Below are 19,783 nucleotides of genomic sequence, written 5' to 3' on the forward strand. Positions count from 1 at the left end.
GGGGAGACCGAGGGGCCGCCGGAATGCCAGTTCCAGCGGCCCCGCTTCGTGTCAGGCCGCCCTGCCCTGCTCGGACTTGTCGGCCTGGTGGGGGTTGGTGGACTGTTCGGTGTGCAGGCGCTCGCAGTCGGCCAGGTAGCGCGCAGATGCTTCGGCGATCTGCCGGGCGAGGATCACGTCCCGTTCGCTGACCGGTCCGCCGCCGGTGGTGGAGATGACCACCTGGGCCTCACGGGAGGACAGGGACAGGAACGGCCGCCCGTTTTCGCCACCCAGCGCTCTGACCGACAGGTACGGAGTGCGAAACGAGGTGTCGAGCCGGGTGCCGTCCTCGTCGAGCGTCACCACGGCGCGGGTGTAGGGCAGGTACTCCCTCATGCCGCCACGTCCTTACCGGCCGCCGCAGCCTTGGCCGGAGCCGCAGCCGAACGGGGAGGACGCATCGCGGTCGCGCGAATCGACCAGGCCAAACGGCCGGTGTTCTGGCCGACGTAGGCGGTGGCGGTCATGCCGTCGAACTCCACCGGCACGAACGGCACCCCCGGCAGCGCGGCCGGAACGGTCGGCTGAACCGGGGACAAGATCTTGACGGCCACCGTCTTCTGTCCGGCCTTCACGGTCGGATCGGCGTCCATCACCGCGACCTGCCACACCAGCTCTCCGGTGGTCTTGTCCTTGGCGTAGACCGTGCGCCCCTTGGACGAGGCGTCGAAGTCCTTGACCTGCTCGACCTCACCGACGACGTAGCAGCCGTGCGGGAAGACCTGGTGGAAACTGACGGGGATGGGTCCCTGAAGGGCCATAAAGCAACAACTCCTCTTCTTGACTGGCCAGACTGCTTGACTGACCAAGTTGCTTCTACATTAAGCACGAAGCCCGCTTGGTTAGTCAAGTGCACCAAGCGGGCTTCGTGAGGAAAGTTGGATTACCGGATCGGGTAGGCGTCCTCAAGCTCGTGAAGATCACCGGGAAGCACGGTCTCCACCACCACCCACGGCTTACCCGTCGCATCGCAGGCGACCGCGTACACGGCCAGCAGCGCCGCTGAGGGCTTCACGCCCAGGAGCTTGCGTTCCTCGGCCGTGGGGTTGCGCGCGGTGATGTGCTCGATGATGTGATCCAGCGAGACGCCGGCCGCACTCTCCACATACCGCCGGATGCCCTGGCGTAGATCGGCCGACTCCGCCAGCGCCTTCCAGTCGGCGACACTGGCCGCTACCCAGGTGGCGGAGATCTCGGTAGGTTCGCCGTCGCGCTCTACCAGGAGCCTGCGTAGCACGACTGCGGATTTCTGTTCCAGGCCGAGATAAGCGGCGATGCGGTTGGGAGCCTCCACCGGTCCGGCCGTCAGCAGCTTGCTCGCGGCCTGGGTCTCTGTCCGGTCGAGGAGTTCGCGGCCCGTGCGCGCCTTCTGGTCTTTGGAGATCGCCGGGCGACCGCGCACGAAACGGCCCTTGCCCTGTTGGGTGACGATCCATCCCTGATCACGCAGAACACCGAGAGCCTTGACCACCGTGGGCCGTGCCATGCCGAACTCCGCCATGAGCGTGTGTTCACTGGGCAGCAGCGAGCCCGCCGGATACTCGCCGGAGTCGATGCGCCGTTCAAGCTCGGCGATCAACTGCGCGTACTTGGGAGGCGTGTACTCAAACGACATTAGAGCCTCACAATCAACATGCTTGTCTAGCCAAGCAGGCTATCAGCGCATGTCAGTGATGCGAAGCCTTCGACCGACAGGAAGTTCTCACCCCGTGACGCGACGACACGACCAACCGAGGCCCGCCGTGCCGCCGCGTCCGCCTATCGGGCCTCCCCGGAGAGCAACGCCCTCCATATATCGCTGGCCTGCCGGATCGGCCATCGATAGGTCTCGTGAACTTTCTGACTGCCGTTCAGTTGGAGCGTGCGGCGGATGAACCCCTGCCCTCCGGCCTGGCACAGCTCATACAACGTGGCCCGGCACCGGCAGGTCCAGGTGATCACCCGCAGGCGCGTCGTCCCCCTGTCAGGGTTCAGCCAGACCAGCCGCATGTGATCACGCTGCGGTGTGGACACATGCGGACTCAGGCAGCTGCTCAACTCGATCACTGCGGAGCACATCCCGTCGGGCTAGGGACCGGGGCCGGTCCCTGCTCGCGAAGCTCAACGCAACGACTCGCCACCCGGCGCGCGGCCGTCACCGGATCATTCGCCGGACAGAAGGCGTAGCGCCGACGACGAGCCCGGTCTGCCTCCTGCCCGGCCCACCAGCGGAACACCTGCCCATCGGTCCACACCACCAGCCCGAACCAGACCGACACCAGCGCCAGCCCGTACCCGTCATGAACATCGGAGGCGATGTTCAACGCGGCCAACTCATCCCGCAACCGCCGCGCCGCCCGTACCGGCGTGATCGCTTTCTGCCGACTGATGGCCGGAATCTCGTTGCCGCTCATCAGGCCGCCACCTCGCCAGAGCCCAGGCAGTCGAAGCACTGGATCCGGACCGGCTTTACCGCCTGGCCGTCAATGCGGCATTCGACATCGGCACGGCCCCGGCGAATCCACCGCCAGCCACGACCACAGCAAGTCCCGCAACCCTCACCCGTCGACTCACCCTCGGAAATCATGGATCAAGGTTCGTCACCTGCGGTTACCCAACCCATCCCGAGCCGGAATCCTTACCCCGAATAGCCGATATCCCTTGACGGGATAACTCCCAGCGGCAAGCGTGGGATATCCGGAAGCCGCAGCCGCAAAAGGAGGCGCCACCTATGCCAGCAGATGCGACTAAACCAGTCGTTATCCTGCCGGAACTGTGGCAGCGCCCCGAAATGCTAACGGCCCTCCAAAACCGCAATATCGGCCAGGTATTTCGGCTTATTCGCCAATACGCCGGAGTCAGCCAGACCCGCATCGGTACCGCCGTGAACCTCAGCCAGGGCAAGATCAGCGAGATCATGAAGGGAACCGTCAAGGTCACCGCCTTCGACGTCTTTGAACGCGTCGCCGATGGCCTGGACATGCCCAACCCCGCCCGTATGGCCCTGGGACTCGCCCCCCGCACCACGCCACCACGCGTGATCGACACCACTACCCATCCTGCCGCAGTCATCCCGTCTCGGGATGGAAGGCCAACAAGCTCCCTGCCTAGCGTGGAAAGCGTTGTAGCCACCGGCCCGCGCCGACTCGATGACCCCTGGGACGTCGACCTTCCAACGCTGGCCTGGATTGTGGGAAGGCTGGACTCACACGTGGACCGTCGAACGATGCTCCTGCTCGCCGCCGGAATGACCGCCGAAGCCGCGGCCACCATCAGCGACCCCTGGGAGCGACTTTCTCGCGCCCTCACCGGCCCCCAGGCCCTCGATGACGACACCATCGAGCGCCTCGAAGCACGCACCATCGGCTTTCACCGCCTGGAGTACGTGCTCCCGGCCCGCGCCATCTACCAAGGGCTCACCACCCACATCAACGAACTCAGCACCCTGCTCCAAAGCGGCCCCTCCGACCGCTACCGCCGACGCCTGGCCGCCACCGCCGGCGAAGCCGCCACCCTCGCCTCCTGGATCGCGTGGGACCTCAAACAGCCCGGACAGTCAGCCTCGTTCGAACGCGTCTCGGCCCTGGCCGCCAAGGAGAGCGGGCACCAGATCATCCAGGCGTGCACCCACGCCTACAAGTCCTACGCCGTCGAAGGCCGCGCCGCCTACGACGCCATACGCCACGCCCAGCAGTTCCTCCCCGCCCAGGGAGACGACGCCACCCGCGCCTGGCTCCTCAGCCGCGAAGCCGAAGAACTCGCCGCCCTCGGCGACCGCCGCGCCATCGAGGTCATGCACCAGGCCCAAGAGGCATACGGCCGAGCCCGCCCGCATCGCGAACGCGCCTGGACCCGCTTCCTCGACCCCGGGCGGATGGCCGCCTTCCAGCTCTCCACCTACGTGCGACTCGGCGACGAGCACCACGTCATCGAAGCCGGCCAGACCGCCCTGTCCGCCGTCGACCAGGAGAGCGACCACAAGAAGGCCGCGATCGTCTACGCCGACATCGCCCAGGCCCAACTCCAGATCGGCGACATTGCCGAAGGAATCACCTACGCCCGCCGAGCCCTGGAATCCGCCCAGCGCAGCGAATCCACCTGGGGCATCGAACACCTCGCCACCGTAGAGAAGACCCTGGCACCCCACACCGACCACGCCGTCCGCGAGCTACTCAGCGACATCGCCGCTACCCGCCGGAACCAGGGGACGTCTCCCGCCTGATCCACTCCAAGTAGTCAGCCGTACCGGCTACGAGTGCGCTGGCGATGATCTGCGGCACCTCGTAAGAGTGCAGCTCCCGCACACACCGAGCCAGATCCTCGAATCGCCCGGTGGTGGTCGTCATCAGCAAGAGCCACTCGTCGGAGTGCTGGATCTGCCCGGCCCACCAGTAGGTCGACTCGATCGGCGCGACGACCTGAGCCCCCGCAGCCAGCCGACGCTCCACCACTGCCGAACAAATCCGATCGGCCTCATCACGGCTGCTGGCAGTGACGCGGACCTCGATGCAATCCGAAGTTTTTTCGATCATGCCAACACACTGCCGAATTGTTCTCATAGGTATCAAGGCGACGGCGCGGCGCGCCGCCGCACGGCCCTCCACCCGCTCCGCCGTCCGGGCGTGCGGCGTGGGCGCCGGTCCCGAACGGCGGCGGGAATCGGTCCGCCCGCCGCACTGGCCGCGCGCCGCACTCGCCCATCGCCCGCCGCAGTGGGGCCGCACCGCCGCCCAGGGGCGAAAGCTTCGACTGACCGGCCCAACCTCTTCGAGGCCCTTTCGGGTGCTTCGCATTGCGCCGGCTGCTCGCTCTCTCAGGTCTGGAGTCTTGTCCAACTCCGAGCCTGGAAGCCGAGGCCGCACTTGGGCCATAGAGAGCCCACAACGCCCCGTCAAGTTCCGCGAGATTACGCGAGATTACGCGAGATTACGCGAACTTCCGCTACCTTCGAACGTACGTGTTGCGTGCATGCACGGATGGATTCCATCCGTGCATGCACGCAACCTCGTGGATGGAACCTGTTACCAGGTGATGAGGGGCAGGTTCCTAGTCGCTATGAAGGCTCCTACCGCTACGGCGGTGGCCATCAGTAGCAGACACATTCGGGCGGTACGGCCCCAGTTCGTTGCAGCGAACCGGGCCGTCCGTCCGATCTCCTCTGACGCTCCCATGTCCCTCCTTTCTACGCAAAAAGCGCCACAGGAAGCCCCATTACTCTGTGTGATCTCCAACATCACAGTGGGTGGGACCCTGTAGCGCGTTACCAAGGCACTCAACAATGCACCCGGCTTTCCCTCGTCTTGAGCAGGACGAGTAGCCACGTCGGAGATGGCAGCTGGGTGGTGGATCAACATTGTTGCGTGAGCAAGCCCAACATATAGCTGGGGCTCTTGCGATGCGACTAAAAACAGAAAATTTCCCTCCGCGGGGGCGCTCCGGCTCCGGGATGATCGCGAGCTTCTCCGCGCAGTCCGTAGGAGGCTGAGGTAGGGGCCTGATCATCCCGTCTGCCATCGACCGGGGGGACAAGCCGAGCAGACCGGGGCCATGGGGCCAAGGTCGTTCGTCCAGTGGGGCGCTCCACCTTGGCCCCATGGCCCCGGTCTGCTTCCCCTTCGGGCGGGTCGACGGCAGACGGGATGATCAGGCGGGCGAGGCGTGCGCGTCCACGCAGGATTCTCGGGCCGTGCCCGTTGCGCGCCCGATGGGGCGGGAAACGAGGGAGAACAGCGGGGAGTCACGGGGAACGCGATCAGGGCGCTGATCTGCCTCTTCGTAGGTCGAGCAAGATCGGCATCCGTCTTTGCAAGCAGGATGTCAGGAGTTTTGACTTCACGGCCTTTGTAGACCAGGAGACCCATGTCTTCTGAAATTGGCTGAGCCCTTTTTAGCTGGGGCATCGACTCTCTTCGACGAGTTGCGCCACTAGGATCGCGTGTACGAGCGCGGTCGCGCGATGCGGGCAACAGCGCAGCTTAGTCAATGCCTTCCAGTTCTTCAAGGTCGCGAATGTGTGTTCGCCGATAGCTGCGATATGAACGTGGGCGCGTTTGACTTTCCGCTGTCTGTGCGACAGCAGGGGCCAATAAAGATGCCGTTTGAACGGCGTGCGGATCGTGCCGTCCACTCCTTGGTAGTCCTTGTCCGCGAAGGCTTCACCTCGGCGCTGGTCAAAGCGTCGATCAGAGTGACCGTACGAGCGGAAGTCATGTCATGTACGGCGCCCGGTAGTGCAGGTGAAGCCCATACCGGCTAGCTCGTGGAATCGGCCAGTAGTTGCACGTTCATTCATGCCGCTTGTGTTTGTCCCTGATATCCGACTGCTCGTCGGAGAAGTGATCCATGGGAATGCGGGCGCTGTCCAGGACGGTGTAAATCAGCTGGGATGCTCGCTCGCCAGTGATACGCATGGTGTTGGCCAATGTAGCTAGGAGATCAGCCAGCTTGATCACCGATCATAGATTCGAACTGTAACCGCCATATCAGGAGAAGATGTTTCAGTGCGGAGGTCTTCTTCGATAGCGCGTGGATTTCTCAAGCGACCATCGTAATCGAAAACAAGGCATATGAGGTGTGTCACTGAATTATGGGCGAGGTATCGATCGCGATCCACAATAAGTTGCTCACCCAACTTGCCGTCTCTCAAGCTTTCGCGAGTGCGCTTTAGTTCGATCGCAAGCTTATACTTAGGGAGAAGAAAATCTATACGCGAATTTTGACCCGCATACGATGGCGTATATTCTTCTTCTCGGATATCTTCAAAGAATTGGGTCAGCAAAGCCCTGAGGAGATATTGATCATCATACTCGTTCTCGAACGTTATCGGATCGCCGTGAGAGCGCACCTTTAGGCTTCGCTGCACCAAGAGCATTCGGTCGCCAAGCTCCAGGATAAGAGAGACTGCATCGATTTTCGCCCCAGCAAATGAGGTGGTACCCGCAGATTCGGCGGTCCTGGCCTTGCCTTCAATAAGCATTCGAAGGAGAAGGCCAATAATTTTCGATTTGCTGGCAGCCGAGCGAGCGAGAGCGCCCCACTCTTGGCGCCCATAGAGTTCAGCCTCGGTCCTACCGTTCTTAAACGATCGAGTATCCAAATCGTTTAGCCGTGCAACACTCTCAAGCTTTCCATGAGGTGCGTAATCCTCACCGTATCGTGCTGCAAAAAGTCCGTCGACGTCCACGCGGCGTTCGGGGGTGCGAAATGTCGGGGCCTTGCTAGTGAGGTATTCGTATCGCGCAGCAAGAGCTGCAAATCCATACTCGGGACGATTCATATTCCAATGCAGAAAATAAGAATCTTCCCGGGACGAAATATCCCGATAGAACTGCTCAAGTAGGTGGATTTCGCGGTCGTCTCCTTCTACTGAAGGCGGGGCGTCTGACATGCTGTATGCATTTGTATCTCCTGTCTGGAGATCATACAAAGCGATCGATGCTATACCTGCAGGGTGATCATTCGCGGTGAGAAAAGATTCGCAAGCATAATGAATGGCAACCACTGCTTCATTGCGCGCCAGCGCTCTGGTCAATTCTTGAAATGTGAGGTCAACATTCATTTGATCTCCTTTTTTAATATTGTATAAGTTTTCTTTCGGGCAAGATTATTGCAGTGAGAGGTGCTCGATTGACAGTTCCGCAGCCAGTGTCGATGCAGATAAGATTTGGTGAAATATATGGACCACCCTGGCTCTGTATGTAGTGGCCGCACACGGTTAACGGCCTTGGCCATGGTCCACTATATCGGAACAACTCGGGATGTCCACGGCGATACATAGAGTCGGGCGTCCTTGAGTCGATGTCGTGAGGATCGAAACCGCAGTGGGATATCAAGACATCTTCGTTCTCGTATGCAATCTGAGTGTTGCGGAGAAGATTGAGGTGCTCGGCAGGAAAGGAGGAGCGGAATTTTTCGATTGCATTTGAATCAACCGTCTCAAGATATGATCGAATAGTCGACATTCCGCTATGAGCAGCAAAGTCCGCGACATTTCCATCATTGAGGAAGTTTAGAAGGGCTTCATCGTGATTTCCTCGCAGAAGAGTTATCCTGTCCGAGTACTTATTTACGGCCTTTAGGAGTAAATCTAGAACCGCTTTAGTGTTCGGTCCACGGTTGACATAATCTCCTACGAATACTAGATGGAGCGAGCTGTCTGCTAAAAGCGAATTAAGTGCTCGCGGCAGTCGTACGCTATCGCCATGAATATCGCCAATCACTGCCAATTTCGATCTCTTCAAGGGAGTCACACTATCGGCAACGTCAATGACGTATAGTCGATGGTAGAAGCGCCTGCTAGGGCTAGTTCCAGCAAACGACTGGCGAGTGGATAATCGTCTTTCGCCCAAATTGCTAGGGACGGTAGATTGTTTGGAGTATCATTCGGTGGATGTTGTCCGAGGAGTTTGTAGCCAAAATCGCGCAATTCGCGAATATGTTCAGGATGATGTGTGCGCAAGAGATCCGCGAGCTGAGGGAATCCAGCAATTTCTGCTGATCGATCTCTATCGAAAGTAAGATCTCCCAACTCGGCGCATTTGATATAAACCGCCGATCTAACTGCGTAGATGGTCATTCGCAAAAGGCTTGTGGCGTACTGGTTGGCATCCGAAACTTCGGTGCCGGCTAGAGCTAGGCATAGATTTCTCTTCAGTCTGCTGTAATTTTTCGGTGGTCTAAATGAATCTAGGATATCGGCAAGGACATTTTCGGGGTCATCGACAATCCTCCCTTCGTTCTTAAGATGATGAACAAATAGGCTTCCACGAACGGCCAGTAGCTTCAGATGGTCGATCGTATAAGCCGCAACATTGATGCGCCCATAGGAATAAGATCTTGGTCGGTCTTTAACGATCTGCAAGACATCTATGTCGCTATCGGCGCGAGCGCTTCCCCTTGCTCTACTACCGTAAATCATCACCGCAATAGATTCTCCCTCTAAATGCGGGTAAATCAATTCCATAAGACGATCTACCTCTATCGTCGGCGTGATCAGCCGAGGGTCATCTCTACACATGTCATCCAGGCTAAGGGAAGACACTGACAGAACCCGACCGCCATACATCGAGCTGTTCAAGATCAAAGCACCTCCGTGGGGGATCAGATGGATTGGATCACAGTGTGCACTCGCTCGGCTTAGGTAGACATTCTGGGCACGGTACTTATGATCTAGAACAGTAGAGCCACAGCACACATGAGACCGCAGGCCTGTAGATGGCTGAGGGAGCCTGATTGCCCTGTCTGCCACGACCTAGGCAGCCTGGCAGGCGGTTCCTCCAGCTCAAGCCCGTTTGTGACCGTTACCGCCTCATGGTCGAGGAACGACGAGCGGTGAATGGACACACGAAGATGAGCTTGCTCCTCCGCCGCCGACCGCGGTGGTGCGAGGTAGACGGGATGCTCAGGCGGGTGGGGCATGCGTGAAGCGACCTCTACTCACCTTCGTCAGGGCAACGCTATTCCTCGATCACCCAGGGTGCGCCAGGCGAGATCCGGCGCGCAGAGGAGTACAGAGGTCTGCTCTACGGTGGGATCGAGGTCGACGGCGTGCCGGACATGGCAGATCATCGAGGCGTCTGCATCGTCGACGTCAGTAGTGTCGTCCCCGATCAACCGGTCGTTGTCTTCAGCGTAGATCACGATGAGAGCGTGCAACTCGCCAGCCACGACCGTTTGCTGAACGACAGCTCCCAACTGAAGCTGGAACCGGCTGCAGGGAACGAGAAGTGCACGTGCCGGGTGATCTTGCTCATGATGTGCAGTTTGCTAGTTCGGCTGCTGGGGGCTGTGTACAGACTAGAGCCGGACGGGTTGCAGTTTGGGTTGCAGTTCACCGCCGCACCATGCCGTTCCAGGCGGACCGGCCGAGCGTATTGGTCCAGCTGGAACTGATCGGGACGGCCGAGATCCGAGCTGCTAATGCGGTTTGGGTTTACCGCCCATCCGGGGTTCAAATCCCCGAGCCTCCGCAGTTCAGAGGCCCTCTCCCGAGACACGGGGAGAGGGCCTTTTTGATCTCCAAAGGTGCTGTGGTCGCAGTCCTGGTCGCAACGTTCAGGACTTTCCCCGGAGCACGGAGGCCGGCCCCGTTCCCCGGCATCGCGCATCAACGGTGTGGACACGTGCGCGTACCTCTCGGTCGTGGTCACCCTCGGGTGACCCAGGACCTCCTGAACGGCCCGGATGTTCACACCCTGCTCGATGAGGAGCGTCGCGACCGTGTGCCAAGCGGTACCCCGGCCTCCGTGGAGGGTGCCCTCGATGAGGGGGCGCACCGCAAAACCTCATGCGTGAGCCCATTCGCCCTGCAGATCTTCGGTGCACCCGGTGCCGCAGATTACGACCACAGGGCGGTGTGATCACAAATCCAACCCGTGGCCCCTCGCGAGATCCTTCGCAGCATACGGTCGGAGCATGCGCAACTGGATGTGCATAGTACTCGTGGGAACGCTCCTGGCCTGTCTCACTGGCTGCACAGTCGCCGCCAACGGCAATGTCGGTATCAGTGTGGACGAGTCAGGTCACCTCATCGCCGTACTGGCCTGGTGTGGGCCTGCACCGGACGGAGTGAAGCTCTACCACGAGCGTGTCACTCCCCGAAGGAGCCCGACCGGCAACCCCGACGATGCGTACATCGACGACGCGGTATACCAAGCACCCACCTTGAACGGACAGAGCGCCTCGTTTCGACTCGACACCCCCGCCGGTGGCTGGGTGATCACGCCCAAACCTCCCTCTCTGGAGCCGGCGATCACCTACAACGCGTACGGCTTCACCAACGACAACACCAGTTCGCTGCGACGCGTGACGTTCGAGCTCGACGATGCCGCCAAGATCGCCCCGGGCCAGGTGCTGATACAGGAATGGGATGAGAAGAGGCAACAAGAGATCGACGTCGTGATCTCTCTGGACGCTTTCGAGCGAATGGGCCAGGATCCCGGAAACTGTCCTTGAGATCATGCTCTCGTGCGATATGCATGAAATGATCAAGATGGCGGGAACGACTGAAAGACGCCCGATGAACTCCTGTTCTCGTTCGTCCAACGGAAAAGGCGCAGTGAGTATGTCATCCGACCTCACGCACGAACTCTGCCTCGAAATCGGGCGAACCGTGCGGGACGGCGCCCCGGACGGATGGCAGGAGGTCGACGTCCTTCGCTGCCAGCTCGGCACCTTCGGCATAACCGCGATCACCTATCGGATGGCGGACGATTCCCGGCAAACTCGAGATGGCGAGGACCTCGGTGACCTTTTCCATCGGCTGAAAGTGGCCGAGTACAAGGCGGGTGAGGGGACGTGGTTCGTCTGCCGGCTCGGCTACAGCCTGCGCGGGAAGTCGTACGACGCCATGATGCGGACCTTCAGCATGGAGTCGCCTTTCTCCCGGGACTACACCGTCATGATGACGCCCGCCTTCGGGATGGAGCTGCCCTTTGCCCAAGCCGTCGAGGTGCCCGCCTGGGCCTATGTGGAGGAACTGACCATGTTCCCGCGCAGGCAGGACCTCACCCCGTCGTGGATGCGCGCCGCCTGGCCCGAAGGTGTGCCCCTGCCTGAGGGCGACTCCACTCTCACCTCACCGGCCGACAGCGAACCCGGTTCGGCCTGGCCTCCGCTGGGAACCATGGTCGCGCGAACCGTCGGCCGCGACGAGGACCCGGAGACGATCGTTTTCGGGATGGCCGAACACGAGGACGGCACCGGGAACGCCTTGATCTTCATGATGTCCGCCGAGGAACCTGACGAGCAGGAGACAGGGCTTGGCATGGACACGTACTGCATCGTCCGCGAGGACCAGGCAGGCACCACCTACGGCGGCGTGACTCACTGCGGGATCGACTCCGGTCGCCTGACCTTCCACTTCACCGCGGAGGCCGCGAAGGAACTGAACGTGGAGCCCGTCGTCCGGATCGATCTCCAGATCGACGAGGGCGGCGTCGAACTGCTCAGAAGCAGCCTGCGAGAGATCCTGCTGTCCGGCCGTCACGACCAGCACCCCCAGGGCATGCATCTCTGACCGCCGGGCCATCGGCGGGCTGTCAACCAGGGTGACGAGGGGTCAACCACGGTCACTCACGACCGGCCCGAAGCTCAAGCCGGCAGCCCTACCGGCCGTACTCGACGCACTTCCCAAGCCCGGCAGCGCGGGTTCGATTCCCGTCACCCGCTCCACTTCAGAAAAACGGCGTCTTCCGATCGGCCGGATAACTCACATGCTTCGGATCATGCCCTGATGTCACACTGTCGCGATGTCCCGAACCGACCTCAGCGATATCGAGTATCTGCGTCACATCGAGCACCTGGCACGCGAGATCGTCAACGCGGCAGACGACGCGGGATGGCTCACTCTCACCACCGTTTCCGATGAGGCCACGCCACTTCGGCGAGCGGTGATCGAGACAGCCCGCCAACTCCGTCACCATCACTTCGATGGGGACGGATGTCTCGACGAGGACCTTCCGCTGATGAAGCTCGCCGGAGTGGTCGTCCTCCGGCCGCACGCCCTTCCCATCGGCATGGAAGAGAGCTACACCGAGATCTGCGCCCGCCTGGACATCGAAGCCCAGCCCGGAGGGTGGGCGATCTGGAACACCTGGGCCAAAGACGGCCAGCCCATCTCGATCGTCCTGGTCGACTCCAGCGGCACCGAGGGACTGCTCACGAACTGGGCACAGGGCGTCGAGGTCCACCCGATCACCCCTCTCCCGGCCCAAGTAGTCCTGACACGGCAGGGATGGGTCACCCCCATGACCCTGTCCCCTGCCAGTGCCCGGAAGTTGGGTGCGACTCGCCCCACCTGCTGAACGCCTTCCGTACACCCCGAGGTCTTCGGCGGAGGAATCCCAATTACGGGATGAGCAGGTATACGTAGGTGGATGATTTCGTCCATTAGATAAACTATGGGATTCTCTTCGGCATGACTGAGCCTACAGAGACCCCGCCTCCCTATATTCCTGGCCCCAGGCCCGACGACGATATCGTATCTGTTCGCATGCTGGGATCTATTGCGTTGGTTGGCGGCGTCGTTCTGTCCTTCGGTATTCTGCTCTTCGGCGGTAGGTTTTCGTCATGGCCATGGCTCGTGGGCTTATGGCTCACAGCGCTGATCGGTCTTGGATTACGTCTGGAGGCGGCGATTCGCGAGCAGAAGCGACGCCGCTGAGGTTCCTGCTGTCACTCTTGATCTCCGCGCTGATACCCGACGTCGGGCGGATCGTCGGTTTCGTAGGACACGGAGTCGCTCTGAGCGGCAGAGCGACGAGGCTTGTAGCTACGATCCGCGGGTGCGTCGGCGCACCATGACGATCAGTCCCATCTGGATGAGGAGTAAAACCAGCGCGACGACTCCCGATGCGGCGGCCAGCTCTTCCTCTGAAAGCCCGCCGACGCATTCCGTTATGTTGCCACCCTCATATGAAAGGGTGCAGGTAGGGCCGAGGATCATGAGAGCGATGAACCAGTTGGCGAGCAGAAGGGGAGCCGAACCCAGGATGAAGAGCAGCGTGATGTGGTTCATCCTCCCGCTTGTCGGGTTCACCTTCGCCGCAATAGGTGCTGGACGCCCGCTTACATCGGAATCACGACTCACTTCGAACATGTAAGCAGGGTCAAGTGATCGTGACAAGGGCGGTACGGTGCACCTCCAGTCAGGTGGTTTCGTTCTCCTCCGTGTACATCACCGGCTCCGGAGCTGTCCGGCTGGGAGGATGAAAAGGGCTCCGTGAGTTTTCAGGATTCCTGCTTCTCAAGACGAAACCCCGCTCGGCGCCGCCCGCCTCCTGATCGGAGGTCGTGATCCGCTGGAGCCGTGCGAGTGCGGGTCGGTGAGATCGCTTTCCTGACCTTTGAACACCGGCAGCGTCTCAAGCCAGGCGATGTGATCACCATGTACGAGATCCGAGCTCGTGGACACCTGGTTGTGGTCATCTGCTGCGTGCCCGTGGGCACCGTACAACCACGCGGGGCATCCAGCTCCGAGATGATCGACCGGCGGTAGCCGGAATCGTAAACGGCTGAAGTGGGAGCCGTGAAACGGTCTGCCAGGTCCGGACATTTCCACTGATGACACTAACTGTCGGAAGGAAATGCTCCGTGGGACCGCCCGAGGCCAGGCAACGTTTCGAAGAGATCTACCTGGCGCACTACCCAGCCGTTTCCAGCTACGTGACCCGCCGCGTCTCCTCGCCGAACGAGATCGCGGACGTGATCGCCGAAACGTTCCTGACCGCCTGGCGGCGGCTCGCCGACGTACCCGTGGGCGACGAGACCAGGCTGTGGCTGTACGGAGTGGCCAGGCGCGTGCTCGCCAACCACCGTCGCGCGGAGTCCCGGCGGAACGCCCTGGCCGTGCGCCTGCGGGAGGACCTGATCCTTTGGAAGGAGTCCGTCGTCGAGCAGCCGTACGACGGGGCTCGGGAGGCGTTCTCGCGACTGTCGGACGACGACAGGGAACTGCTGTCGCTGGTCGGCTGGGAGGGACTCGGCGCCGCCGAGATCGCGAAGGTGCTCGGGTGCTCCCGTGGCGCCGTACGCATCCGCCTGCACCGCGCCCGTAAAAGGCTGGCCGCCGAACTGGCCGCCGCCGAGCTCGACCTCACCAGGTATGGCACCCGTGCCGTCGCCCTTGCCAAGGAGAGCACATGACGAACGAGCTTCACCGTGTTGTCGCGGCGATCGCCCCGGATCCGGGCCCGGGTCTGGTGCCGGGCGCACGGGAACTGATGAACGAGATCATGGACGCCGATCCCACGCCCGCCCTCGGGCCTGTCGGCCGTCGCAGGCTGACCTGGCGGATCGCACTGCCCGCCGCCGCGCTGCTCGCCGCCGGGGTGACCTTCCTGAGCTGGACGGCGGTGCTGCCCGGTTTCGGGCCGCGGCCGGTGGCGGCTCTGGACATCAAGCAGCAGGACGGCTACTACCTCATCGAGGTGAAAGACCTTCACGCCGATCCGGAGAACTACGAGGCGCAGCTCAGAGCGGTCGGACTTGATATCTCACTCCGGCTCCTTCCGTCCACTCCCGGGCTCGTCGGCAGCATCATGGCCACCGACGACCGAAAGGTCGTCGACCAGATCAAGACGATCGACCAGCCTGGATCGTGCGACAAGGTAGGCGGCTGTCCGATCGGGCTCAAGGTCCCCGTGGACTTCGTCGGCTCGGCGGACATCTCCCTGGGACGTGCGGCTCAGCCCGGTGAAGCCTATGCGCGGATCACGTCCATCTCCGCCCTCGGCGAGCCCTTGCACTGCGTGCCTCACCTCAACAAGACCGTGGCCGAAGTACGGACGCTGCTCAAGGATCGTGGCATCACCATCGAGGAGTTCATGGTGAGCGATCCTCTGCGCACGAAACCCGGAGACTACGAGTTGACCGACTCCGTTCCCGACTCCTGGTATGTCATGGGCGGCACCCTCGGCATGCCCGGCAAGGCCACGATCTCCACCTTCTCGTCGCCGATGCCGGCCGACCAGGTGGAGAATGTGAGAAAGGCCACCGGCTGCCCCGGACTGTGACGGTGCCCTCGCACGATCCGAGAAACGGCCTTGGGGGACCCTGCCGCGGTTCTGGTTGTGATCCGACCCTGCGCAACCCCGTTCCGGAGGGACCGGCGGCAAGCCCCTGCGGCCACCCGCCTTCGAGATTCGAACGGGAATGCGCTCAAAGGAGGCCGCCGGTGCCTCCCCCGTCCGGGGGAGGCACCTCCCCTTCCGTGGGGAATCACGTTTGACGTGCGGTTTCTACTCTCGTGGTCATGGTTACCTCTGATCGCCGACGACGCTGGCCGGCGTACGCGGTGGCGGTGCTGTTTCTCGGTTACGCCGCAGGGAAGGCCGCTTTTGCTCTGCAGGCCCGACTCGGGTTTCCGGGCGGGCCTCCCGTGTCGGCTGCCGAGGCTGGAAGCTATTTCATGGAGGCGGCCACCGCGCAGTGGCTCGCGACCGCGTCCGGCGTGCTGGGCGCGTGCGTCGCTCTCGCCACGGTCACGGTGCTGGGGCGCCGGGTGCCGAGAACGTTGATGCTGCTCGTGCTGGCCGGGATGTTGTTGGCCGTTGGCGGCGGTTCGGGGATCATGATCGTGGACGGGTTCGTCGGGATGGGTGTGGGCTGGCAGTGGTACCACGGGGTCCTTGGAATCCTCGTGATCGGGCTGTTCCTGGAGATGATCCGGTCCTACGCGGCGGTGACGAGACGTGTCGCGGACTGATCGGGCGCAGGTGGGCGCGTACGGGGCCGCGGCGTGCGCCGTGGCGTACGGATCGATGAAGCTCGCTCAGGCGCTGGGGGCCAACGCGCTGGCCGACAAGGACCCGTTACCCCCACACCTGCGCGAACAGTTGCTCGCACGTGATCTCCTGTTCGTGGCAAGCCACTGGTTGCTGGCCGGTGCCGCGATGGTCGGTGTCGTCGTCGCACTGGCCACCGTGAGGCCGTGGGGTACGAGAGTGCCGCGCCGGTTGCTGCTCGCGATCACCTGGACGCTCGGAGTCTTCATGATCGTCCGATCGATCGGCGTGCTCGGGTTCGGTTTCGTCGGCGACGTGCTGCTGTTGACCGGGGTTCGCCCGCCCTCGGCCGAGCACGCCTCGCTCGCTCGCGAGCTGGCACTTTGGGATCTGCTGCTGTGGTCGCCGTTCTTTCTTCTCTGGGGGGTGTGCTGGGCAACGGCCGGATGGCGGCTGAGCAGAGCGAGCGGCGGCGTGCCCGCAAAGCGGTCCGAGAGTTCGGCCGGGTAGGGCCGTGGCCAGGAGATCGTCTCGCGCCTCGCTCCCCGCGGGATCGAGCGGGGCATCGGGATGGGCATCGGGATGGGCATCGGGATGGGCATCGGGATGGGCATCGGGATGGGCATCGTCACGCTGGTATATGCCCACCGGACTCGCTCGCCGTGCGGCATCTGTGGTTGAGGATGATTGAAGGCATGTTGTCCCCCCTCGTTGGCCGCGCCACCTATCTGCGATGGGTCTGTCTCGTCCTCGGTGGAGCTTTGCTGATGCCGTACGTGATGGTGGGGTCCGTGATCGGTGGTCTCATCGGGTTGCCGGCCGCGCCAGGCCCCTTGCCCCAGCCGCTGGTTTTCCTGGCGGTGCTGCCGCTGGTGGCACTGACCGGGCTGGTGCTGCCGGTCCGGGCGCTGGAGGTGACGGCGGCGCGTAGCCTGCTTGGCGCCGAGATCGCCCCACTGCCCGCCGAGTGGGCGTCCGGCAGGCGGAGCTGGGATGAGCGCCGGCGTACCGCCACCTGGTTCACCCTGCACCTGGGGGTCGGCGGGGTGATGTCGGGACTGACGCTGGCGACGGTGCCGTTCGTGATCGTGACGATTCTGCTGCCGATCACCGGTGTCCCGTTCGACGTGTGGATGCTTTCCAGTTTGTGGGAGGTCTGGTGGAGCGGCCCGCTGCTGGGCGTCGCCCTCCTGGTCGCGCTCGTCTACCTGACCGCCGGGGTGGGTGTGTTGCTGGCCCGGTCGGCACCGAAGCTGCTCGGCCCCTCACCTGCCCAGCGGCTCGCGCTGCTTGAGGAACGGGTCCGCCGCCAGGCGGTCCGCAACGGCCTGGCCCGTGAACTGCACGATTCGATCGGGCACGCGCTGAATGTGGTGACCGTGCAGGCCGGGGCGGCCGCCCGGATCCTGGACCGCGACCCCGCGGTGGCCCGGGCCGTGCTGGGGGCGATCGAGGAATCGGCGCGCGCGGCGCTGGAGGAACTTGACCAGGTGCTGGGGGTGTTGCGCGAGCAGGAAGACGAGCCGTCCACGGCCCCGGCGCGGACGCTCGCCGACCTGAGCGGCCTGGTACGGGGGACCGGTGCCGCCGCTGAGGTCACCGGTGACCTGGCTACCGTGCCCAGCGAGATCTCCCGGGAGGTTTACCGGATCGCCCAGGAGTCGCTCACCAACGCCCTGCGCCACGGGACCGGTCCGGTACGGCTGGCGTTGGTCGTGCACGACGACCATCTGGAGCTCGACGTGCGCAATCCGGCGGGACGAGCGCCTGGCAGGAGTGGGCGCGGCATCGATGGCATGCGCGAGCGGGTCACCCTGCTGGGCGGCGACTTCGACGCCGGTCCCGCAGGTGGAGAGTGGCACGTTTCGCTACGACTGCGACTTCGCCCCTGAACGGTGGTGGATAGTGTCGGGCGCATGCCGATTCGTATGGTCATCGCCGATGACGAGGATCTGATCCGGACCGGTCTGCGGATCATCGTCGACTCCGAACCCGACCTGGAGGTGGTGGGCGAGGCGGCCGATGGAGCGGCAGTGGTGCCGGTGGTTCGGACGACGCGGCCCGACGTGGTGCTGATGGACGTGCGCATGCCCGCGGTGGACGGCATTCAGGCCACCCGGCTGCTGCTGGCGCTGCCCCAGCCACCCAAGGTCATCGTGGTGACCACCTTCAACAACGACAACTACATATATGACGCGTTGCGCGCGGGGGCCAGTGGCTTCCTGCTCAAGCGCAGCCGACCCGACGACCTGGTCCAGGCCGTCCGAATCGTCGCCGCCGGGGAGTCGCTGCTGTTCCCGGCCGCGATCCGCGCGCTCGCCGCGAACCGTCAGAGCCGATACGCCGCCCCCCGTGCCGTCCCCGGGCTCGGGAGGCTGACCGTGCGGGAGGCCGAGGTGCTGCGGTTGATGGCCTGTGGCCGATCCAACACCGAGATCGCCGCCGAGCTGGTCATCGGGGCTGAGACGGTGAAGACTCACGTCGGCAATGTCCTGGCCAAGCTGGGGGCGCGCGATCGTACCCAGGCCGTCATCACGGCCTACGAGTCCGGGTTCGTCTCCGTCGGCTGAGCCGAGGCCGCGAACCGTCCGCCCGCAGTCCAAGACCGTACGACGGCTTCTTCGAGAACTCTGCCTCAGGTGTGAAGGCGGAGCGGCGGATGCGGAGTGACCTGGGAGTGTGGTGTCACCCAGGTCTGACCACATCGTGCGTCTCGGGGGGAGGTGCGCCGTGTTGACGCTGCCAAATCGCGGTGCGGCCTCCCTTCTGCATCCCGGTATCGCGGGTGGTGATGACGGAGAGTCAATACAGCGGGCCCGGACGTTGTCAAGGGACGGGGGTTCTCGGGGGGCGTCTGCGCCAGGCATCGCCGAGAAGGGCGTCGCTGCCTGCGGAGCTCGGTCCTCGATTCCGGAAGTTGCGGCCCTGATGTGAAAATTTCAGGACGAGACTGCCGATAGATTTCTCCTATATGCCCTGAAGAGATGCCGTGCCCTGGCTGTATCGGACCCGCGGTGAGGGGCATCGGTGCTGGAAGAGCGCGACCGAAAATTTCGCTTAAGTATTGACATGTTTCGGATAGATTTCCAAACTGAGTCTCCAAGCGGCCGGCCCTGCCTGATGTGGTGATCGAGTAAGGGTCGCCGGCCATGACGCCATCGTGGTGTGCGTCCCCGTCCGGGGTGCGGCGTCGTTCGCGGGGTTCCCGCGTATCCCTCTTTCCGTGATTTCAGTATGGAGTCAGGCATGGGCATGAAGGTTTCACCCCCATCCGCGCGCCGAAGTTTCGGTGCCCTCACCAAGATCATCAGTGCCGGCGTCGTGGGTGTCGTCGGTGCGGCGCTGATGGTGTCGGCTCCCGCGGAGGCGGCGGAGAGCACGCTGGCCGCCGCCGCCCAGCAGAGCGGTCGCTACTTCGGCACGGCGATCGCCGCGGGCAAGCTCGGTGATTCGCAGTACACCACGATCGCGAACCGTGAGTTCGACATGATCACGGCCGAGAACGAGATGAAGATCAACGCCACGGAGCCGAACCAGAA

Annotated in this window: 23 protein-coding genes and 3 pseudogenes; 13 read left to right on the forward strand and 13 right to left on the reverse strand. The window is 62.9% G+C overall.

Annotation, left to right across the window (positions count from 1 at the left end; all coding sequences use genetic code 11):
• Window positions 1-51 precede the first annotated feature (51 nt).
• The 3 genes from AB0B96_RS38700 to AB0B96_RS38710 form a co-directional block, all read right to left on the reverse strand.
• Window positions 52-378 (reverse strand): hypothetical protein, encoded by a 327-nt coding sequence (locus tag AB0B96_RS38700; RefSeq protein ID WP_362907019.1) that lies wholly within the window; start codon window positions 376-378, stop codon window positions 52-54.
• The gene (locus AB0B96_RS38705) at window positions 375-803 is read right to left on the reverse strand and encodes a plasmid replication, integration and excision activator (protein WP_362907021.1); all 429 of its coding nucleotides are present in this window, start codon (window positions 801-803) and stop codon (window positions 375-377) included. The genes AB0B96_RS38700 and AB0B96_RS38705 overlap by 4 nt, the downstream gene beginning before the upstream one ends.
• 122 nt (window positions 804-925) lie before the next feature.
• Complete coding sequence (locus AB0B96_RS38710; protein WP_362907023.1) at window positions 926-1,657, reverse strand: GntR family transcriptional regulator; 732 nt, start codon at window positions 1,655-1,657, stop codon at window positions 926-928.
• Window positions 1,658-1,912: 255 nt separating this feature from the next.
• Between AB0B96_RS38710 and AB0B96_RS38715 the strand changes: the two genes are divergently transcribed.
• Window positions 1,913-2,035 carry a hypothetical protein gene (locus tag AB0B96_RS38715; protein ID WP_362907025.1) on the forward strand — a complete coding sequence of 41 codons (123 nt, stop codon included), beginning with the start codon at window positions 1,913-1,915 and terminating at the stop codon, window positions 2,033-2,035.
• A 49-nt stretch (window positions 2,036-2,084) separates the two neighbouring features.
• Here the strand turns inward: AB0B96_RS38715 and AB0B96_RS38720 are convergent, their stop codons facing one another.
• A complete protein-coding gene (locus AB0B96_RS38720) occupies window positions 2,085-2,435 on the reverse strand; it encodes a hypothetical protein (protein WP_362907027.1) in 351 nt (116 codons plus the stop codon).
• Between the two features lie 377 nt (window positions 2,436-2,812).
• On the opposite strand from AB0B96_RS38720, the pseudogene AB0B96_RS38725 reads away from it, so the two are divergent.
• Both AB0B96_RS38725 and AB0B96_RS38730 read left to right on the forward strand, forming a co-directional pair.
• Window positions 2,813-2,953, forward strand: a pseudogene (locus AB0B96_RS38725) (hypothetical protein); the annotation flags it as partial.
• Between the two features lie 279 nt (window positions 2,954-3,232).
• Entirely contained in the window at window positions 3,233-4,243 is a 1,011-nt protein-coding gene (locus AB0B96_RS38730; RefSeq protein WP_362907068.1) for an XRE family transcriptional regulator, read from the forward strand.
• Here the strand turns inward: AB0B96_RS38730 and cutA are convergent.
• The 7 genes and pseudogenes from cutA to AB0B96_RS38765 all read right to left on the reverse strand — a co-directional run.
• Window positions 4,209-4,553 (reverse strand): divalent-cation tolerance protein CutA, encoded by a 345-nt coding sequence (gene cutA, locus AB0B96_RS38735; protein WP_362907030.1) that lies wholly within the window; start codon window positions 4,551-4,553, stop codon window positions 4,209-4,211. The two genes, AB0B96_RS38730 and cutA, sit on opposite strands and share 35 nt — an antisense overlap.
• 1,355 nt (window positions 4,554-5,908) lie before the next feature.
• Window positions 5,909-6,458: pseudogene (locus AB0B96_RS38740) on the reverse strand (transposase family protein); the annotation flags it as partial.
• A gap of 11 nt (window positions 6,459-6,469) precedes the next feature.
• Window positions 6,470-7,579 carry a hypothetical protein gene (locus tag AB0B96_RS38745; RefSeq protein ID WP_362907032.1) on the reverse strand — a complete coding sequence of 370 codons (1,110 nt, stop codon included), beginning with the start codon at window positions 7,577-7,579 and terminating at the stop codon, window positions 6,470-6,472.
• A 13-nt stretch (window positions 7,580-7,592) separates the two neighbouring features.
• Complete coding sequence (locus AB0B96_RS38750) at window positions 7,593-8,270, reverse strand: metallophosphoesterase (protein ID WP_362907034.1); 678 nt, start codon at window positions 8,268-8,270, stop codon at window positions 7,593-7,595.
• Entirely contained in the window at window positions 8,267-9,037 is a 771-nt protein-coding gene (locus AB0B96_RS38755) for a nucleotidyltransferase domain-containing protein (RefSeq protein ID WP_362907036.1), read from the reverse strand. The genes AB0B96_RS38750 and AB0B96_RS38755 overlap by 4 nt, the downstream gene beginning before the upstream one ends.
• A gap of 428 nt (window positions 9,038-9,465) precedes the next feature.
• Complete coding sequence (locus AB0B96_RS38760) at window positions 9,466-9,660, reverse strand: hypothetical protein (protein WP_362907038.1); 195 nt, start codon at window positions 9,658-9,660, stop codon at window positions 9,466-9,468.
• Window positions 9,661-10,148: 488 nt separating this feature from the next.
• Window positions 10,149-10,295 (reverse strand): annotated as a pseudogene (locus AB0B96_RS38765) (tyrosine-type recombinase/integrase); the annotation flags it as partial.
• Window positions 10,296-10,434: 139 nt separating this feature from the next.
• On the opposite strand from AB0B96_RS38765, the gene AB0B96_RS38770 reads away from it, so the two are divergent.
• Window positions 10,435-10,974 carry a hypothetical protein gene (locus AB0B96_RS38770; protein WP_362907040.1) on the forward strand — a complete coding sequence of 180 codons (540 nt, stop codon included), beginning with the start codon at window positions 10,435-10,437 and terminating at the stop codon, window positions 10,972-10,974.
• A gap of 112 nt (window positions 10,975-11,086) precedes the next feature.
• Here AB0B96_RS38770 and AB0B96_RS38775 read toward each other — a convergent pair whose 3' ends face one another.
• Window positions 11,087-11,278, reverse strand: a complete 192-nt coding sequence (locus AB0B96_RS38775) for a hypothetical protein (protein ID WP_362907042.1) — start codon at window positions 11,276-11,278, stop codon at window positions 11,087-11,089.
• Between the two features lie 9 nt (window positions 11,279-11,287).
• Between AB0B96_RS38775 and AB0B96_RS38780 the strand changes: the two genes are divergently transcribed.
• Window positions 11,288-12,037 (forward strand): Imm10 family immunity protein, encoded by a 750-nt coding sequence (locus tag AB0B96_RS38780; RefSeq protein ID WP_362907044.1) that lies wholly within the window; start codon window positions 11,288-11,290, stop codon window positions 12,035-12,037.
• Between the two features lie 232 nt (window positions 12,038-12,269).
• On the forward strand, window positions 12,270-12,824 hold the full coding sequence (locus AB0B96_RS38785; protein WP_362907046.1) for a hypothetical protein: 555 nt from the start codon (window positions 12,270-12,272) through the stop codon (window positions 12,822-12,824).
• A gap of 467 nt (window positions 12,825-13,291) precedes the next feature.
• Here AB0B96_RS38785 and AB0B96_RS38790 read toward each other — a convergent pair whose 3' ends face one another.
• On the reverse strand, window positions 13,292-13,618 hold the full coding sequence (locus AB0B96_RS38790; RefSeq protein WP_362907048.1) for a hypothetical protein: 327 nt from the start codon (window positions 13,616-13,618) through the stop codon (window positions 13,292-13,294).
• Window positions 13,619-14,112: 494 nt separating this feature from the next.
• Between AB0B96_RS38790 and AB0B96_RS38795 the strand changes: the two genes are divergently transcribed.
• The 7 genes from AB0B96_RS38795 to AB0B96_RS38825 form a co-directional block, all read left to right on the forward strand.
• A complete protein-coding gene (locus AB0B96_RS38795) occupies window positions 14,113-14,664 on the forward strand; it encodes an RNA polymerase sigma factor (protein ID WP_362907050.1) in 552 nt (183 codons plus the stop codon).
• Window positions 14,661-15,533 carry a hypothetical protein gene (locus tag AB0B96_RS38800; protein WP_362907052.1) on the forward strand — a complete coding sequence of 291 codons (873 nt, stop codon included), beginning with the start codon at window positions 14,661-14,663 and terminating at the stop codon, window positions 15,531-15,533. The genes AB0B96_RS38795 and AB0B96_RS38800 overlap by 4 nt, the downstream gene beginning before the upstream one ends.
• A gap of 239 nt (window positions 15,534-15,772) precedes the next feature.
• Complete coding sequence (locus tag AB0B96_RS38805) at window positions 15,773-16,225, forward strand: hypothetical protein (RefSeq protein ID WP_362907054.1); 453 nt, start codon at window positions 15,773-15,775, stop codon at window positions 16,223-16,225.
• Window positions 16,212-16,754, forward strand: coding sequence for a DUF3995 domain-containing protein (locus AB0B96_RS38810; RefSeq protein WP_362907056.1), 543 nt, complete (start codon window positions 16,212-16,214; stop codon window positions 16,752-16,754). Before AB0B96_RS38805 ends, AB0B96_RS38810 begins: the two co-directional genes overlap by 14 nt.
• 185 nt (window positions 16,755-16,939) lie before the next feature.
• Window positions 16,940-18,136 (forward strand): histidine kinase, encoded by a 1,197-nt coding sequence (locus AB0B96_RS38815; RefSeq protein ID WP_362907058.1) that lies wholly within the window; start codon window positions 16,940-16,942, stop codon window positions 18,134-18,136.
• 24 nt (window positions 18,137-18,160) lie between these two features.
• A complete protein-coding gene (locus tag AB0B96_RS38820; RefSeq protein WP_362907060.1) occupies window positions 18,161-18,814 on the forward strand; it encodes a response regulator transcription factor in 654 nt (217 codons plus the stop codon).
• A gap of 676 nt (window positions 18,815-19,490) precedes the next feature.
• On the forward strand, window positions 19,491-19,783 hold a 293-nt coding region (locus tag AB0B96_RS38825), incomplete at its 3' end, for an endo-1,4-beta-xylanase (RefSeq protein WP_362907063.1).

This window comes from Streptosporangium sp. NPDC049046 (assembly GCF_040649155.1).
Lineage (GTDB): Bacteria > Actinomycetota > Actinomycetes > Streptosporangiales > Streptosporangiaceae > Streptosporangium.

Bases quoted from the DNA above. Each gene is read 5' to 3' on its own strand.
- AB0B96_RS38700 (WP_362907019.1), bottom strand. From the start codon at position 378: ATGAGGGAGTACCTGCCCTACACCCGCGCCGTGGTGACGCTCGACGAG.
- AB0B96_RS38705 (WP_362907021.1), bottom strand. From the start codon at position 803: ATGGCCCTTCAGGGACCCATCCCCGTCAGTTTCCACCAGGTCTTCCCG.
- AB0B96_RS38710 (WP_362907023.1), bottom strand. From the start codon at position 1,657: ATGTCGTTTGAGTACACGCCTCCCAAGTACGCGCAGTTGATCGCCGAG.
- AB0B96_RS38715 (WP_362907025.1), top strand. From the start codon at position 1,913: ATGAACCCCTGCCCTCCGGCCTGGCACAGCTCATACAACGTGGCCCGG.
- AB0B96_RS38720 (WP_362907027.1), bottom strand. From the start codon at position 2,435: ATGAGCGGCAACGAGATTCCGGCCATCAGTCGGCAGAAAGCGATCACG.
- cutA (WP_362907030.1), bottom strand. From the start codon at position 4,553: ATGATCGAAAAAACTTCGGATTGCATCGAGGTCCGCGTCACTGCCAGC.
- AB0B96_RS38745 (WP_362907032.1), bottom strand. From the start codon at position 7,579: ATGAATGTTGACCTCACATTTCAAGAATTGACCAGAGCGCTGGCGCGC.
- AB0B96_RS38755 (WP_362907036.1), bottom strand. From the start codon at position 9,037: ATGTGTAGAGATGACCCTCGGCTGATCACGCCGACGATAGAGGTAGAT.
- AB0B96_RS38770 (WP_362907040.1), top strand. From the start codon at position 10,435: ATGCGCAACTGGATGTGCATAGTACTCGTGGGAACGCTCCTGGCCTGT.
- AB0B96_RS38775 (WP_362907042.1), bottom strand. From the start codon at position 11,278: ATGGAAAAGGTCACCGAGGTCCTCGCCATCTCGAGTTTGCCGGGAATC.
- AB0B96_RS38785 (WP_362907046.1), top strand. From the start codon at position 12,270: ATGTCCCGAACCGACCTCAGCGATATCGAGTATCTGCGTCACATCGAG.
- AB0B96_RS38790 (WP_362907048.1), bottom strand. From the start codon at position 13,618: ATGTTCGAAGTGAGTCGTGATTCCGATGTAAGCGGGCGTCCAGCACCT.
- AB0B96_RS38800 (WP_362907052.1), top strand. From the start codon at position 14,661: ATGACGAACGAGCTTCACCGTGTTGTCGCGGCGATCGCCCCGGATCCG.
- AB0B96_RS38805 (WP_362907054.1), top strand. From the start codon at position 15,773: ATGGTTACCTCTGATCGCCGACGACGCTGGCCGGCGTACGCGGTGGCG.
- AB0B96_RS38815 (WP_362907058.1), top strand. From the start codon at position 16,940: ATGTTGTCCCCCCTCGTTGGCCGCGCCACCTATCTGCGATGGGTCTGT.
- AB0B96_RS38820 (WP_362907060.1), top strand. From the start codon at position 18,161: ATGCCGATTCGTATGGTCATCGCCGATGACGAGGATCTGATCCGGACC.